Origin of the sequence: Pseudomonas sp. NPDC089918 (genome assembly GCF_050280605.1) — a bacterium.
Classification (GTDB): Bacteria; Pseudomonadota; Gammaproteobacteria; order Pseudomonadales; family Pseudomonadaceae; genus Aquipseudomonas.
In genome coordinates, this window is record NZ_JBNNVP010000024.1 from 41973 (window position 1) to 55937 (window position 13965).

At 58.7% G+C, this 13965-nt stretch carries 12 protein-coding genes; 9 read left to right on the top strand and 3 right to left on the bottom strand.

Annotation, left to right across the window (positions count from 1 at the left end):
* Nucleotides 1–92 precede the first annotated feature (92 nt).
* The gene (locus tag ACQKPC_RS17830; protein ID WP_427625739.1) at nucleotides 93–1442 is read right to left on the bottom strand and encodes a spinster family MFS transporter; all 1350 of its coding nucleotides are present in this window, start codon (nucleotides 1440–1442) and stop codon (nucleotides 93–95) included.
* A gap of 371 nt (nucleotides 1443–1813) precedes the next feature.
* Between ACQKPC_RS17830 and ACQKPC_RS17835 the strand changes: the two genes are divergently transcribed.
* Together ACQKPC_RS17835 and ACQKPC_RS17840 are read left to right on the top strand one after the other, a co-directional pair.
* On the top strand, nucleotides 1814–2179 hold the full coding sequence (locus ACQKPC_RS17835) for a YkgJ family cysteine cluster protein (RefSeq protein WP_033036882.1): 366 nt from the start codon (nucleotides 1814–1816) through the stop codon (nucleotides 2177–2179).
* A 148-nt stretch (nucleotides 2180–2327) separates the two neighbouring features.
* Nucleotides 2328–4610 carry a putative bifunctional diguanylate cyclase/phosphodiesterase gene (locus ACQKPC_RS17840; protein WP_427625780.1) on the top strand — a complete coding sequence of 761 codons (2283 nt, stop codon included), beginning with the start codon at nucleotides 2328–2330 and terminating at the stop codon, nucleotides 4608–4610.
* Here the strand turns inward: ACQKPC_RS17840 and ACQKPC_RS17845 are convergent.
* On the bottom strand, nucleotides 4501–5397 hold the full coding sequence (locus ACQKPC_RS17845; protein WP_427625740.1) for an NAD(P)-dependent oxidoreductase: 897 nt from the start codon (nucleotides 5395–5397) through the stop codon (nucleotides 4501–4503). The genes ACQKPC_RS17840 and ACQKPC_RS17845 overlap by 110 nt on opposite strands.
* 197 nt (nucleotides 5398–5594) lie before the next feature.
* Here ACQKPC_RS17845 and ACQKPC_RS17850 point away from each other — a divergent pair, with 197 nt between their 5' ends.
* Nucleotides 5595–7790 carry a hypothetical protein gene (locus ACQKPC_RS17850; RefSeq protein WP_427625741.1) on the top strand — a complete coding sequence of 732 codons (2196 nt, stop codon included), beginning with the start codon at nucleotides 5595–5597 and terminating at the stop codon, nucleotides 7788–7790.
* A gap of 281 nt (nucleotides 7791–8071) precedes the next feature.
* Here the strand turns inward: ACQKPC_RS17850 and ACQKPC_RS17855 are convergent, their stop codons facing one another.
* On the bottom strand, nucleotides 8072–8377 hold the full coding sequence (locus ACQKPC_RS17855) for a DUF2288 domain-containing protein (protein ID WP_007906642.1): 306 nt from the start codon (nucleotides 8375–8377) through the stop codon (nucleotides 8072–8074).
* Nucleotides 8378–8404: 27 nt separating this feature from the next.
* Between ACQKPC_RS17855 and ACQKPC_RS17860 the strand changes: the two genes are divergently transcribed.
* From ACQKPC_RS17860 to ACQKPC_RS17885, 6 genes are all read left to right on the top strand, one after another.
* Nucleotides 8405–8551, top strand: a complete 147-nt coding sequence (locus ACQKPC_RS17860) for a hypothetical protein (RefSeq protein WP_157173008.1) — start codon at nucleotides 8405–8407, stop codon at nucleotides 8549–8551.
* A gap of 177 nt (nucleotides 8552–8728) precedes the next feature.
* Entirely contained in the window at nucleotides 8729–9856 is a 1128-nt protein-coding gene (locus ACQKPC_RS17865) for a branched-chain amino acid ABC transporter substrate-binding protein (protein ID WP_427625742.1), read from the top strand.
* A 232-nt stretch (nucleotides 9857–10088) separates the two neighbouring features.
* Complete coding sequence (livH, locus tag ACQKPC_RS17870; protein WP_008074580.1) at nucleotides 10089–11012, top strand: high-affinity branched-chain amino acid ABC transporter permease LivH; 924 nt, start codon at nucleotides 10089–10091, stop codon at nucleotides 11010–11012.
* On the top strand, nucleotides 11009–12265 hold the full coding sequence (locus ACQKPC_RS17875) for a high-affinity branched-chain amino acid ABC transporter permease LivM (protein WP_427625743.1): 1257 nt from the start codon (nucleotides 11009–11011) through the stop codon (nucleotides 12263–12265). The genes livH and ACQKPC_RS17875 overlap by 4 nt, the downstream gene beginning before the upstream one ends.
* Complete coding sequence (livG, locus tag ACQKPC_RS17880; protein ID WP_008074582.1) at nucleotides 12262–13029, top strand: high-affinity branched-chain amino acid ABC transporter ATP-binding protein LivG; 768 nt, start codon at nucleotides 12262–12264, stop codon at nucleotides 13027–13029. Before ACQKPC_RS17875 ends, livG begins: the two co-directional genes overlap by 4 nt.
* Nucleotides 13030–13731, top strand: a complete 702-nt coding sequence (locus ACQKPC_RS17885) for an ABC transporter ATP-binding protein (protein WP_427625744.1) — start codon at nucleotides 13030–13032, stop codon at nucleotides 13729–13731.
* Nucleotides 13732–13965 lie beyond the last annotated feature (234 nt).

Sequence of the window (13965 nt, forward strand, 5' to 3'; positions counted from 1 at the left end):
GGAATGCAGCCCGGGACGCTCTGCGTCCCTTTCGAGAGCTGGAACGCGGAGCGTCCCTTGAGGCATTCCCACGCGGGGCGTGGGAACGATCATTACGCCGTGACCGCAGCCCCCGCAGGCTCAACCACAGCCACCAACCCTTCCTTCATCCGCTTGGCATCGCGTACAAAACACCGCGAGGCCAAAAACAGAAACACCATGGTGAAAAACAACGCCACCGGAATCAGGTACATCGCGTCATGCAGGCCGACCGCCTTGAACGCTTCAGTCATCTGCTCGGCGCCGGCCGACAACATGGCCGTTTGCGCAAAGTGATCCGACAATCCGCCCACCACCACCGGCCCCAATCCCCCACCCAGCAAATACAGACCGGCAAAGAACAACGCCATCGCCGTGGCCCGCAAACGCGGTTCGACCACGTCCTGGATCGCCGTGTACACGCAGGTATAGAAGTTATAGGCAAACAACCAACCCAGGCTGAACACCGCGACAAATACCCCGATCTCGATCCGTCCGGCGTGCAACGCCCAAGCCGTGCACAAAGTCGAGATGATCAGGCTGAATGCCGCGAACAGCAGCCGCCCATTGGCCACGCGTTGGTGAATCTTGTCGGCGATCCAGCCGCCGAGCGTCAGGCCGAACAGCCCGGTCACCCCGACGATCACCCCGGTCGCCACTGCGGCCTCCTGCAATGGCATCAGGAAATATCGCTGCAGCATCGGCACCAGAAACGAGTTGCAGGCATAAGTCGCGAAGTTGAAACACAGGCCCGCCATCACCAGCCACAGGAAAGTCGGCACCGCCAGCACTCGACGGATCGGCCGGTCCACGCGTTCCTGAGACACTTGCACGCTTTCCGCCGCGCCGCGTTTTGGCTCTTTGATGAAGAACATGAACACCGCCAGGATCAGCCCCGGCACTGCCGCTATAAAGAACGGCGCGCGCCAGCTGTCGAACGTCTTGACCATCCAGCCGATGGTGAAGAACGCCAGCAGTAACCCCAGCGGAAGACCCAGCATGAAAATGCCCATGGCCCGAGCCCGACGATGAGCCGGGAACAAATCGCCGATCAGCGAGTTGGCGGCCGGCGCGTAACTGGCTTCACCGATGCCGATGCCCATGCGCACGATCAGGAAACTCCAGAAACTGCCCACCAGCCCGTTGACCGCAGTCAGCCCGCTCCATGCTGCCAGGCCCCAGCCCATCAGTTTGCTGCGCGAACCGGTATCGGCCAATCGCCCAAGGGGCAGGCCAGCAATGGCGTAAACGATGGTGAATGCGGTGCCGATGATCCCCAATTGAAAGTCGCTGAGGTGCCATTCCATGCGGATCGGCTCGATGATGATGGCCGGGATGGTGCGGTCGAAGAAGTTAAACAGGTTGGCCAGGAACAGCAGGAACAGAATGCGCCAGGCATTCGCCGCTTGGGTCGAGTTCTGCATGGGTCCGTCTCTTTTATTGTTATGAAGGCGTCGCTGCCCCCGGAAACTGCAATCTAGTCAGGCGCGCGCGGCGTGTCTGTCATCATTCGCCAGCCTGATATCAGCCCATGGCAACCGAACCCTCCCAAACGCCACAATACCTTGTGGGAGCGGGCTTGCTCGCGAAGGCGGTGTGCCTGCCTACGATGATGCCGACTGACACGCCGCCTTCGCGAGCAAGCCCGCTCCCACAGGGGAATTGCGGTGTTTTCCATGGCCCGACCGACCATTGAAAAATACCTCTGTGCCCCCCCTTCCCAAGCCCAAGGCAAAGCCTAGAATAGCGGCCTTGTCTGCCCACCGTGTCCCCCATCCCTCTTTGACTATCGCCCATGTCCGAAGCCAGTCCGTGTCTGAATTGCGGTGCCTGCTGTTCTCATTTTCGCGTGTCTTTTTTCTGGGGTGAATGCATCTCGGCAGGGGGGACGGTGCCCGATGAACTGGTCGCGCCCATCAGTCCCAGCCGGGTGGCCATGCTCGGCACAGACTGCAAACCGACCCGCTGCGTCGGGCTGGTGGGTGAGGTGGGCAGCACCGTGCAGTGCTCGATATACGATCAGCGCTCCAGCACCTGCCGGGAGTTCGACGCCTCGTGGGCCAATGGTGAGGTGAACGTGGATTGCGACGCGGCCCGGGCCGCGTTCGGGTTGCCAGCCCTGCAACCGGAGTTCGAAATGCCTTATGAACGGAGCGCTTGAGACTTAGCGCCAATCGCTATCACGCTAATACCAAAATTATTGGCGTCACCGTGCCATCACCTCTTGCGCTCCGTGCAAGGCCTCTATACTGCAAGCATTCGCCAGCGCGCATGGCGCAGGCCAGGATGATTCAGAGATGGGGCATGCTATGGAGTGGCTTGGTTTGCATTTCATGACCGGGCTGCCAGAGAGCGGACAGGTCATACTCGATTGCACCCATAACCCTTTTCTGGTGTTGCTGGCCTATCTGGTGGCCTGTGCGGCCGGCTTCGCCACGCTGGACATGACCGAGCGGGTCGGCCATGTGGAAAAATCCGCCTCCCAACGACTCTGGCGCTGGGTCGGTGCCGGGTGTCTGGCGGGCGGTATCTGGGCCATGCATTTCATCAGCATGCTGGCGTTCCAGGCGCCGATCGAAATCCATTACCACTTGCCCACTACCCTGCTCTCGCTGTTGTTCGCCCTGACCGCCTCGTGGCTGGCCATGCACACCCTCAGTCATCCGCAGCTGAATTTCTGGCAATACCTGCGGGCCGCGGTGTGGATCGGCCTGGGCATCGCAACCATGCATTACGTGGGCATGGCCGCCCTGCGATCGAATGCGATGGCCTACTACCAACCCGTCCTGTTCGGGCTTTCCATCGTGATCGCCATCAGTGCCAGCCTGGCCGCCCTGTTGATTTCCAGTCACCTGCGCGATGGCACCGGCGTGTTTCATCAATTGCTCAAATACACCGCCAGCCTGGTGCTCGGAGCCGGCATCGTGAGCATGCATTTCACCGGCATGGCGGCGTTCAGCCTGGTGCTGCCCGTTGGCAGCCTTGAGCCCCTGCCCAGCGACAACAATCACCTGCAACTGGGGCTGACGGTAGCGGTAATGACGCTGCTGATCATCGGCAGCGTCATCAGCGCTGCATGGGCGGACAAGAAACTGCAACACAAAGAGCATGACCTGCAACGGGTCAACGCCCTGCTCAGCCAACTGGATCAGGCACGCATGTCGCTGCAACAGGTGGCGCATTACGACCCCTTGACCAACCTGATCAACCGACGAGGCTTCAACCAGATCTTTGCCGAGAAACTCATCGAGAAAACCAATGAAGGCGGCATGCTGGCGGTGATGTTCCTCGACATCGACCATTTCAAGCGGATCAATGACAGCCTCGGCCATGACGCCGGTGACGAATTGCTCAAAGTCCTGGCCAGCCACATCAAGGCCTCGGTGCGCAGTCATGAAGACGTGGTGGCGCGCTTCGGAGGCGACGAATTCTGCATCCTCATCACCCTGTATGACCGTGAAGAAGCGCGGCAAATGGCCCAGCGCATCATGCTGAAAATGAAGGAACCCATCGAGTTGTCCGGACGGCGCATGGTCATGACCACCAGCATCGGCATCAGCCTGTTTCCCGAAGACGGCAAGACCTGCGAAGAACTGCTGAAAAACGCCGACCTGGCGCTCTACCAGTCCAAGGATTGCGGTCGTAACTCCCTGCATTTTTTCAGTTCAAACTTGAAAACCCGCGCCACCCTGGAGTTGCAACTCGAAGAAGAACTGCGTCATGCCCTGCGCGAAGACACCGGGTTGATGCTGTATTACCAACCGATTTATGACCTGAGAATCGGCCAGGTCACCAAACTTGAAGCGCTGATTCGCTGGCAACATCCGGTTCACGGATTGCTCACGCCGGATCGGTTCATCGCCATTGCCGAAGCCAACGGCCTGATTGCCGATCTGGACCATTGGGTGCTGCGCAAGGCCTGCGAGGACTTGGGCGAGCTGTCCCGACACGATTGCGAAGAACTCAAAATCGCGGTGAATTGCTCACCCCTGAACCTGGCGCGAGAAGAACTGGCCAATGAAATCGAACACGCCCTGCACGCCTTCGGGGTGGCACCACACCGGCTGGAACTGGAAGTGACCGAGAATGCGTTGATGGGCAATATCAGCAACACCCTGGTGTTGCTGCGCCAGATTCGTGCCCTCGGGGTCTCGTTGTCGATTGATGACTTCGGCACCGGCTATTCATCCCTGGCCTACCTCAGGCGCCTGCCATTAAACACGTTGAAGATCGACCGCTCGTTCATTCAGGACATCCCCAAGGCCACCCAGGACATGGAAATCGTCCAGGCCATTATCGTCATGGCTCATACCCTGCATCTGCAGGTCGTCACCGAAGGCGTCGAAACCTTCGAGCAATACGATTTTCTCGAACGCCATGGCTGCGATTTCGTTCAGGGCTACCTGCTCAGCCGCCCGGTGCCGCTGGCCGAGTTGCGTCCAGTACTGGCGGATATCAATCAGCGCAAGCACATGCACACCGTCAATCCTTTGAGTCTGGCTCGCGGTATAACTGCACTAGCGTCGACGGATCCTTTTCCAGGAAGCCCTGCCCCCCATGGAGGCGCATCAGTTGTGCGGCCAATCCGCTGATCGGTGTGGCCGAACCCTGTTCGCGGGAAAATTTCACGGCGGTGTCCAAATCCTTGAGCAGCGTGCGTACGTGCCACTTCACCGGTTCGAAACGGCTGTCGGCCATTTGCGGCGCAAGAATCTGCAGCGGTTTTGAATCGGCGAAGCCACCGGCGAGCGCCTCGGCGATCAAGCGGGCGTCGACCCCGGAACGCTCGGCCAAGGCCACAACTTCGGCAATCACCAAGGCATTGCACGCCACGATCATCTGATTGCAGGCCTTGGTCACCTGCCCCGCACCGACGGCGCCCATGTGGGTCACGCGCTGGCCAAGGGTCAACAACACCGGTCGCACGCGCTCAAGGTCTGCCGCCTCGCCGCCGACCATGATCGCCAGGCTGCCGGCCTCGGCGCCGACCACCCCGCCGGAGACCGGCGCATCGAGCCAACTCATACCGGTTTTACTGGCCAATGAGTTCGCCATTTCCCGCGTCGCGGTGGGCTCCAGGCTGGAAAAATCCACCAGTAGCTGGCCGCTTTTCGCCCCCTCGGCAACGCCTGCCGCGCCAAACACCACCTCACGTACAACAACTGTGTCGGCCAAGCACAACATCACCAGGTCCGCGTGTCGGCACAGTTCGGCCGGTGTCGCCACTTGCCGCGCGCCGGCCTCGACCAGCGCTGCGCACTTGTCAGGGTTACGGTTCCACACCGTCAGCGGATAACCCGCCGCCAACAGGCGTCGGCACATTGGCAAGCCCATCAAACCGATTCCGGCAAACCCCAGCGCTGGCAACGTTGCCATCATTTAGCCTCCCTTTGATTAAAGATCATCGAATATTGGCCGATTCATCATGACTAAGGAAAGGATTCCCCCGAGCGATGCACAGGCCAAGACCCTGACGCTTGGGCCACATTCGCGCTGCAAAAAGACGCGAGATCTCATTCCGTGATGACTCGATGACACTTGTCGCCGAGCCGACCAGTCCAGGTATATGGCGCACAATGACTTCTAAAAATAATCCGGCCACCGCGGTATCCGACCTGACCCTGAGCCCCGCGGCGAACAGCCCCTCATCGTCGAAGCCATTGACCCCGTCGCGTCCGCTGGCGACTCAGCAATACCTGTACTTCACCGAAACCAATACCGACCGCATCCTCGACAACCTCGACGGCCTGCGCGACATGGTGTTCCCGCGCCCGCCCCATCTGGAAGGCGACAACGAACAACACAGCGATCAGGAATTCCCTTCGGTGTGCCTGATCGGCCTGGGCCGCTGTGGTTCGAACATCGCGCTAGACGTCGCGGAACTGGTGTACAACGCCCGCAAGTTCTACCTCAACGAATTCAACAACGAAGACCGTCTGTCGCCGGACAAACGCTACGCCGAAAAGGGCTACAGCCCGGCTCAGTGGATCCGCAACAACCTGCGCCTGGGGACGAACAAGGCCAGCAAACCGGTGTTTCTGGTCGAGCCGCTGGTAATGCTCGGCGACCTGGACAAGGACATCGCCGGTCGCATCCGCTTCTCGCGCAAGGGCGAAAAAAGCGGCTTTTTGCGCGACTACAGCAAAATGAAAATCATGGACTTGTCGGAAGTCCACGCCGGTGGCGCCGGTAACGCGCCGATCCTCGGCCAGTACTTGGCCAAGATTATCCTGAACAAGGACACCCAGCGCTTCTCCAGCCCTGACTGGAAGATGATTCACTCGTACCTGATCGACAGCTGCGGGATCAAGGCCAACCAGTCGCGCCTGTATTTCTCGATCTTCAGTGCCGGCGGCGGTACCGGTTCGGGCATGGCCTCGGAGTTCGGCCTGGCCCAGCAGCACTCGTACATGAACAAAACGTTCGACACCAAGCCGATGGACGAGCACGACGGCAAGAGCGGTCATTCCTTCGTCTTCGAGCCGATCTTCACCAGCGGTATTTGCGTACTGCCAAACATTTCCGATCACCGCAGCGAAATGTCCGAGGCGCTGCACATCAACGCCGGTCGCCTGCTGTGCAAATACCTGTCGGAAGAATGGGACTTCTCCTACAACTTCGCCAACGAAGACAGCAGCGAAGCCAGCGTCATGGGCCGTATCCGCCCATGGAACGCGATGATGCTGATCTCCAACGACATCATGCGTTACGCCGAAGAAAGCGATGACGGCAACATCCAGAACATTGATGTCAATGCCATGGAAAAGCACGCCAACCAATACATCTCACAGCAGATCTTCAACATTCTGACAGCGCAGGCGGTGACCACCGACTACGACCAGAACTATTTCCGTCGCGCCGGCATCGACATTGGCGAAACCATTCGCCTGGACGCCAACGACCTGTTCATGAGCCTGGCCGGCCCCGTGGCGATTGCCTACGCCGAGTCCGTCGTACCGGAAACCCCGCCGCCGAGCAGCGACAAGTTCAAGGTGTTCGAAAAAGAGCCGCAACGCCTGAACATCGACGACCTGTTCTTCCGCTCGATCGACCTGCCGCACTTCAACAAGGTCACGCAGGCAATCGAAGGCATCAGCCTGTTGCCGATCGAGTCCAAGCGCTATCGCGCCTCGCTTGAGCAGTACAAGAACTCGGGCTATGACGCGGCCGCGTTGCACGACCTGCACTTCTTCAAGAACTGCTCGTCGGTGGTATCGATTGTGTCCTTGCCCAAGGACTACAAGCTGTCCTACATGGACCTGAACCGGTTGAAGACCCACCTCAACAGCCTGTTCCCGAACACCACGCTCAAGCGTTATGCGCTGGTAATCGGCGCCTCGGCCAACTTGTCGCTGACCACCCTCATCGCCAAGAGCCCGTGCCTGTCGGACGACTTTTTGACCCTGATCGTGGCCTTCATCAAGCGCTGCTTCGCGAAAAACCCCTACCGCTTCGACGAGACGCTGGACAACTCGATCCTGGACTTCATCATCAATGAAGACTTCGACGAAAACCGGATCGATGAACTGCTCAACGAATTCGAAAACCCGGCGAAAATCCTCGATACCAACTGGTACGCGATCAAACCGATGTACGAGAAAAAGTACCGCGAGCTGATCAACGACAAGGACAAGTTTGTCTCGATCAATGACATTCGTTTGTCCCGGGATTGCGTGAAGAAGGCGATCAAGTATCTGCGCGAGATTTACCGTCACCGGATTGGCAAGACCAAGGTTATTTCGCTGAATAACCATACGGGCAAGACGGCTTAATTCACCTACTGTCGATCGTTCCCACGCTCTGCGTGGGAATGCCTCAATGGACGCTCTGCGTCCGCTTTGGGACGCAGAGCGTCCCGGGCTGCATTCCCACGCGGAGCGTGGGAACGATCACAATTAAGCAGCCAATCGGCTGCTCAATAAACTGTTCCCGTTACGTTTACGTCACCCTCGCCAAGACCCTTCTGTGGCCTTTCTCTACGGCAACATGCCATCACGCTACTCGGCTACACACTTTTAACCGGCAGCGCAGCGCACCAATTAAGTGCAAACGCTCAGCTCGTCGCCCTTTCCTGGATCAGAATCCACGGTGAAACCACCACGGCCCACAGCTCGGGATCGCGCTCGAAAAGATCCAGCGCCCGCGTTTCAGACAGCTTGGCGACCTTGTCGGCGGCCAGCCAGGCAGCGACTTTCTCGCCTTCATCGGTTGCCACCGCTTCTGCCGCAGCGATCAAATCCAGGCCTGGATCGACCCACAATAGGGCACCCCTGGCAAAGAACGGCTCCAACTCTTTCCAGGTAATAGATGCGGTCTCACCAAGCAGCTTGGCATAGAGGGTGCTAGGTTCTTGAGTCATGGGTTTCTGTCCGCAATGAAAAACGACGTGAATGATAACGTCGGTATTGCGCCAGAAAAACCCGGATGCAATTGCGTTACCGATCGAGAAATGCAGGAAAGCCAGGGAATGCTGCTGAATCCAAGTATTAGCCAGCTAACATCCCGCCGTGATTCTGTCTTTTTCTTTCAATAAAGCGACACCCTCAGGTTTTGCCCCCCGGCGCTGCCTTCCCAGGCTAACAATCGGCGCTCTACACTGTACCGGTACAGTTGCCGGGGGCATTTTCCGGAGGATATCAACGATATCTGACCCGGTTCTGCTGCTACGGCGCCAGGACTATAAAAACTACAACAGTAAGAGTGGAGCACTATGACTAAGGCTACTAAGCAGATTTCAAAACTGTTTGCCGCTATGGTTCTGGCCGGGGTTGCCAGCCATTCGTTCGCCGCTGACACCATCAAGATCGGCATCGCCGGCCCTAAAACCGGTCCTGTAGCCCAATACGGCGACATGCAGTTCAGTGGCTCGAAAATGGCCATCGAACAAATCAACGCCAAGGGCGGCGTCGACGGCAAGAAGCTCGTCGCCGTTGAATACGACGATGCCTGCGATCCAAAACAAGCGGTTGCTGTTGCGAACAAAGTCGTCAACGACGGCGTCAAGTTCGTGGTGGGTCACCTGTGCTCCAGCTCCACTCAACCGGCGTCCGACATCTACGAAGACGAAGGCGTGATCATGATCACCCCGGCTGCCACCAGCCCGGACATCACCACTCGCGGCTACAAAATGATCTTCCGTACCATCGGTCTGGACAGCGCCCAGGGCCCTGCCGCCGGTAACTACATTGCCGATCACGTCAAACCGAAAATCGTTGCTGTGCTGCACGACAAACAGCAATACGGTGAAGGCATCGCCAGCGCCGTTAAAACCACCCTCGAGAAGAAAGGCGTCAAGGTTGCCGTGTTCGAAGGCATCAACGCCGGCGACAAGGACTTCTCTTCGATGGTCTCCAAGCTCAAGCAAGCCAACGTCGACTTCGTCTACTACGGCGGTTACCACCCGGAGCTGGGTCTGCTCCTGCGTCAATCCCAGGAAAAAGGCCTGAAAGCCAAGTTCATGGGTCCGGAAGGCGTGGGTAACGACTCCATTTCGCAGATCGCCAAGGAAGCTTCCGAAGGCCTGCTGGTGACCCTGCCGAAATCCTTCGACCAGGATCCGGCCAACATCGCCCTGGCTGACGCGTTCAAAGCCAAGAAAGAAGACCCGAGCGGTCCGTTCGTGTTCCCGTCCTACTCGGCTGTGACAGTGATTGCCGAAGGCATCAAGGCTGCCAAGAGCGAAGACCCTGCCAAAGTGGCTGAAGCCATCCACGCAGGCACTTTCAAAACCCCGACCGGCGACCTGAGCTTCGACGCCAAGGGCGACCTGAAGGACTTCAAATTCGTGGTTTACCAGTGGCATTTCGGCAAACCTAAAACTGAAGTTTCGCCTCAGTAAGGCCTGGCCTGACTGACTGCCAATAAAGCCCACGGCGTGCCGTGGGCTTTGTTTTACGAACGTATTGGGCCGCGCTGGCGTGATCCGCCAGTCTCCCCACCTGAAAATCTCAAAACCGTCATCAGCGGTTCGCTGGCAAACCTCGAATTCGAAGTGGATGCAGATCCACGGGGCTCGAGCGGGAAAATGACTCCACCAGTGAAATGCGTATCAGGTTTTTAGGAGCGCTGTAATGCCTGACATCTATCACTTCTTCCAACAGCTGGTTAATGGTCTGACCATTGGCAGCACGTATGCCCTGATCGCCATCGGCTATACGATGGTTTACGGCATCATTGGAATGATCAACTTCGCCCACGGCGAGGTGTACATGATCGGCTCTTACGTGGCGTTCATCGCCATCGCCGGGCTGGCCATGCTGGGACTCGACAGTGTCCCTCTCTTGATGACCGCGGCTTTCCTCGCGACCATCGTCGTGACCAGTGCCTACGGTTACAGCATCGAACGGATCGCCTACCGCCCCCTGCGCGGCAGCAACCGTCTGATCCCGCTGATTTCCGCCATCGGCATGTCGATCTTCCTGCAGAACACGGTTCTGCTGGCGCAAGACTCCAAGGACAAATCCATCTCCAACCTGATCCCTGGCAACTTCGCCATCGGGCCAGGTGGCGCACATGAAGTGCTGATTTCCTACATGCAAATCGTGGTGTTCGTGGTGACCCTGGTCGCCATGCTCGGCCTGACGCTGTTCATCTCCCGTTCTCGCCTGGGCCGCGCCTGCCGCGCCTGTGCCGAAGACATCAAGATGGCCAACCTCCTGGGTATCAACACCAACAACATCATCGCCCTGACCTTCGTCATCGGTGCGGCACTGGCGGCCATCGCAGCCGTGCTGCTGAGCATGCAATACGGCGTGATCAACCCGAACGCCGGTTTCCTGGTCGGCCTCAAGGCCTTCACCGCAGCAGTATTGGGCGGTATCGGCAGCATCCCCGGCGCGATGCTCGGCGGGCTGGTGCTTGGGGTGGCGGAAGCCTTTGGTGCCGATATCTTCGGCGACCAGTACAAGGACGTCGTGGCGTTCGGTCTACTGGTTCTGGTGTTGTTGTTCCGGCCAACCGGCCTGTTGGGCCGTCCGGAGGTTGAGAAAGTATGACTAGGAATCTTAAACAGGCGTTGTTCAGCGCCTTGCTGGTGTGGGCGGTTGCCTACCCGGTACTGGGTCTGAAACTGACCATTGTCGGCATCAACCTCGAAGTCCATGGCACCAGCACTGCAACGCTGATCACCATCGCCGTGTGCTCGGTGCTGATGTTCCTGCGGGTGCTGTTCGACCAGCAGATCAGCTCGGCCTGGAAAGCCTCGCCCAACCTGCCGGTGATCCCGGCCAAGGCCAGTACCTTCCTGACCCTGCCGACGACTCAACGCTGGATCATCATCGCGTTGATCATCGGTTCTCTGGTCTGGCCGTTCTTCGGCTCCCGCGGGGCGGTGGACATCGCCACCCTGGTGCTGATCTACGTGATGCTCGGCCTGGGCTTGAACATCGTGGTCGGCCTGGCTGGCCTGCTCGATCTCGGTTATGTCGGCTTCTACGCCGTGGGCGCCTACAGCTACGCGCTGCTGTCGCACTACTACGGCCTGAGCTTCTGGATCTGCCTGCCGATCGCCGGGATGATGGCGGCCACGTTTGGCTTCCTGCTCGGTTTCCCGGTACTGCGTTTGCGCGGTGACTACCTGGCAATCGTGACCTTGGGTTTCGGTGAAATCATCCGTCTGTTCCTGCGTAACCTGACCGACCTCACCGGCGGCCCGAACGGCATCAGCAACATTCCCAAGCCCACGCTTTTCGGGCTGAGCTTTGATAGAACTGCCGCAGAAGGTCTGCAGACCTTCCACGAGTACTTCGGCCTGGAATACAACTCGATCAACAAGGTGATCTTCCTTTACCTGATCGCAGTGTTGTTGTCGTTGTTCGCGCTGTTCGTCATCAACCGCTTGCTGCGCATGCCCCTGGGCCGTGCCTGGGAAGCGCTGCGTGAAGACGAAATTGCCTGCCGTGCACTGGGTCTCAATCCAACGGTCATCAAGCTGTCGGCCTTCACCCTCGGTGCCTGCTTCGCCGGTTTCGCCGGTAGCTTCTTCGCCGCGCGCCAAGGCCTGGTGACACCGGAGTCCTTCACCTTCATCGAATCGGCCACCATCCTCGCCATCGTGGTGCTGGGCGGCATGGGCTCGCAACTGGGCGTCGTACTCGCCGCCACGGTGATGATCCTGTTGCCGGAAATGATGCGTGAGTTCAGTGAATACCGCATGTTGATGTTCGGCGCCTTGATGGTGCTGATGATGATCTGGCGTCCACAAGGTCTGCTGCCGATGCAACGCCCCCACATGGAGCTGCGCAAATGAGCCGTGAGATCCTGAAAGTCACCGACCTGAGCATGCGCTTCGGCGGCCTGTTGGCGGTCAACAGCGTGGCCCTGACCGTCAAAGAGAAACAAGTGGTATCGATGATCGGCCCCAACGGCGCCGGCAAGACCACCGTGTTCAACTGCCTGACCGGTTTCTACCAGCCAACCGCTGGCAGCATCGTGCTGGACGGCGAACAGATCCAAGGGTTGCCGGGCCACAAGATTGCCCTCAAAGGCGTGGTGCGCACCTTCCAGAACGTGCGGCTGTTCAAGGAAATGACAGCGGTCGAGAACCTCTTGATCGCGCAACACCGTCACCTGAACACCAACTTCCTGGCCGGTCTGTTCAAGACCCCCGCGTTCCGCAGAAGCGAACGCGAGGCCATGGAATACGCCGAGTACTGGCTGGAAAAGGTCAACCTCAAGGAGTTCGCCAACCGTCCGGCCGGCACCCTGGCCTACGGTCAGCAACGTCGCCTGGAAATCGCTCGCTGCATGATGACCCGCCCGCGGATCCTCATGCTCGACGAACCGGCTGCCGGTCTCAACCCGCGGGAAACCGAAGACCTCAAGGCACTGATCGGCATCCTGCGTGAAGAGCATGATGTGACCGTGCTGCTGATCGAACACGACATGAAACTGGTCATGAGCATTTCCGACCACATCTTCGTGATCAACCAGGGCACGCCTCTGGCCAACGGTACGCCGGAACAGATCCGCGACAATCCTGAAGTGATCAAAGCCTACCTGGGGGAAGCGTAAATGCTGCAGTTCGAAAACGTTTCCACCTTCTACGGCAAGATCCAGGCGCTGCACAGCGTCAACGTCGAGGTCCGCCAGGGCGAGATCGTGACCCTGATCGGCGCCAACGGTGCCGGCAAGTCGACCCTGCTGATGACCCTCTGCGGTTCGCCGCAGGCCCACAGCGGCAGCATCCGCTACATGGGTGAAGAGCTCGTCGGCCAGGACTCGTCGCACATCATGCGTAAAAGCATCGCCGTGGTCCCGGAAGGTCGTCGGGTGTTTGCCCGTCTGACCGTAGAAGAGAACCTCGCCATGGGCGGATTCTTCACCGACAAGGGCGATTATCAGGAACAGATGGACAAGGTCCTCGGACTTTTCCCACGCCTGAAAGAACGCTTCGCCCAACGCGGCGGCACCATGTCTGGCGGCGAACAGCAAATGCTCGCCATCGGCCGTGCGCTGATGAGCAAGCCCAAGCTGTTGCTGCTCGACGAGCCGTCGCTGGGCCTGGCACCGATCATCATCCAGCAGATCTTCGACATCATCGAACAACTGCGCAAGGACGGTGTGACGGTGTTTCTGGTGGAGCAAAACGCCAACCAGGCGTTGAAAATTGCTGACCGTGCTTACGTTCTGGAGACCGGCCGGGTGGTGATGACAGGCACTGGGGAAGCGCTGTTGACTGATCCGAAAGTGCGTGAAGCGTACCTTGGCGGTTAAGCGATTGCGGTAAACAAAAAAACGGCCTTCGCAGGCCGTTTTTTTTGCCTGCCACAACCATAATGAAAATCCCCTGTGGGAGCGAGCCTGCTCGCGATGGCAATTTCACATTCAACCGAGATATTGACTGACTTACCGCAATCGCGAGCAGGCTCGCTCCCACAGGTTTTTTGGGGTGTTTGGGAGAACGTGTTTAATCAGTGTCAGCGTTACTTCCTGCAAGCTACACATCCT

Bases quoted from the DNA above. Each gene is read 5' to 3' on its own strand.
- ACQKPC_RS17830 (WP_427625739.1), bottom strand. From the start codon at position 1,442: ATGCAGAACTCGACCCAAGCGGCGAATGCCTGGCGCATTCTGTTCCTG.
- ACQKPC_RS17835 (WP_033036882.1), top strand. From the start codon at position 1,814: ATGTCCGAAGCCAGTCCGTGTCTGAATTGCGGTGCCTGCTGTTCTCAT.
- ACQKPC_RS17840 (WP_427625780.1), top strand. From the start codon at position 2,328: ATGGAGTGGCTTGGTTTGCATTTCATGACCGGGCTGCCAGAGAGCGGA.
- ACQKPC_RS17845 (WP_427625740.1), bottom strand. From the start codon at position 5,397: ATGATGGCAACGTTGCCAGCGCTGGGGTTTGCCGGAATCGGTTTGATG.
- ACQKPC_RS17850 (WP_427625741.1), top strand. From the start codon at position 5,595: ATGACTTCTAAAAATAATCCGGCCACCGCGGTATCCGACCTGACCCTG.
- ACQKPC_RS17855 (WP_007906642.1), bottom strand. From the start codon at position 8,377: ATGACTCAAGAACCTAGCACCCTCTATGCCAAGCTGCTTGGTGAGACC.
- ACQKPC_RS17865 (WP_427625742.1), top strand. From the start codon at position 8,729: ATGACTAAGGCTACTAAGCAGATTTCAAAACTGTTTGCCGCTATGGTT.
- livH (WP_008074580.1), top strand. From the start codon at position 10,089: ATGCCTGACATCTATCACTTCTTCCAACAGCTGGTTAATGGTCTGACC.
- ACQKPC_RS17875 (WP_427625743.1), top strand. From the start codon at position 11,009: ATGACTAGGAATCTTAAACAGGCGTTGTTCAGCGCCTTGCTGGTGTGG.
- livG (WP_008074582.1), top strand. From the start codon at position 12,262: ATGAGCCGTGAGATCCTGAAAGTCACCGACCTGAGCATGCGCTTCGGC.
- ACQKPC_RS17885 (WP_427625744.1), top strand. From the start codon at position 13,030: ATGCTGCAGTTCGAAAACGTTTCCACCTTCTACGGCAAGATCCAGGCG.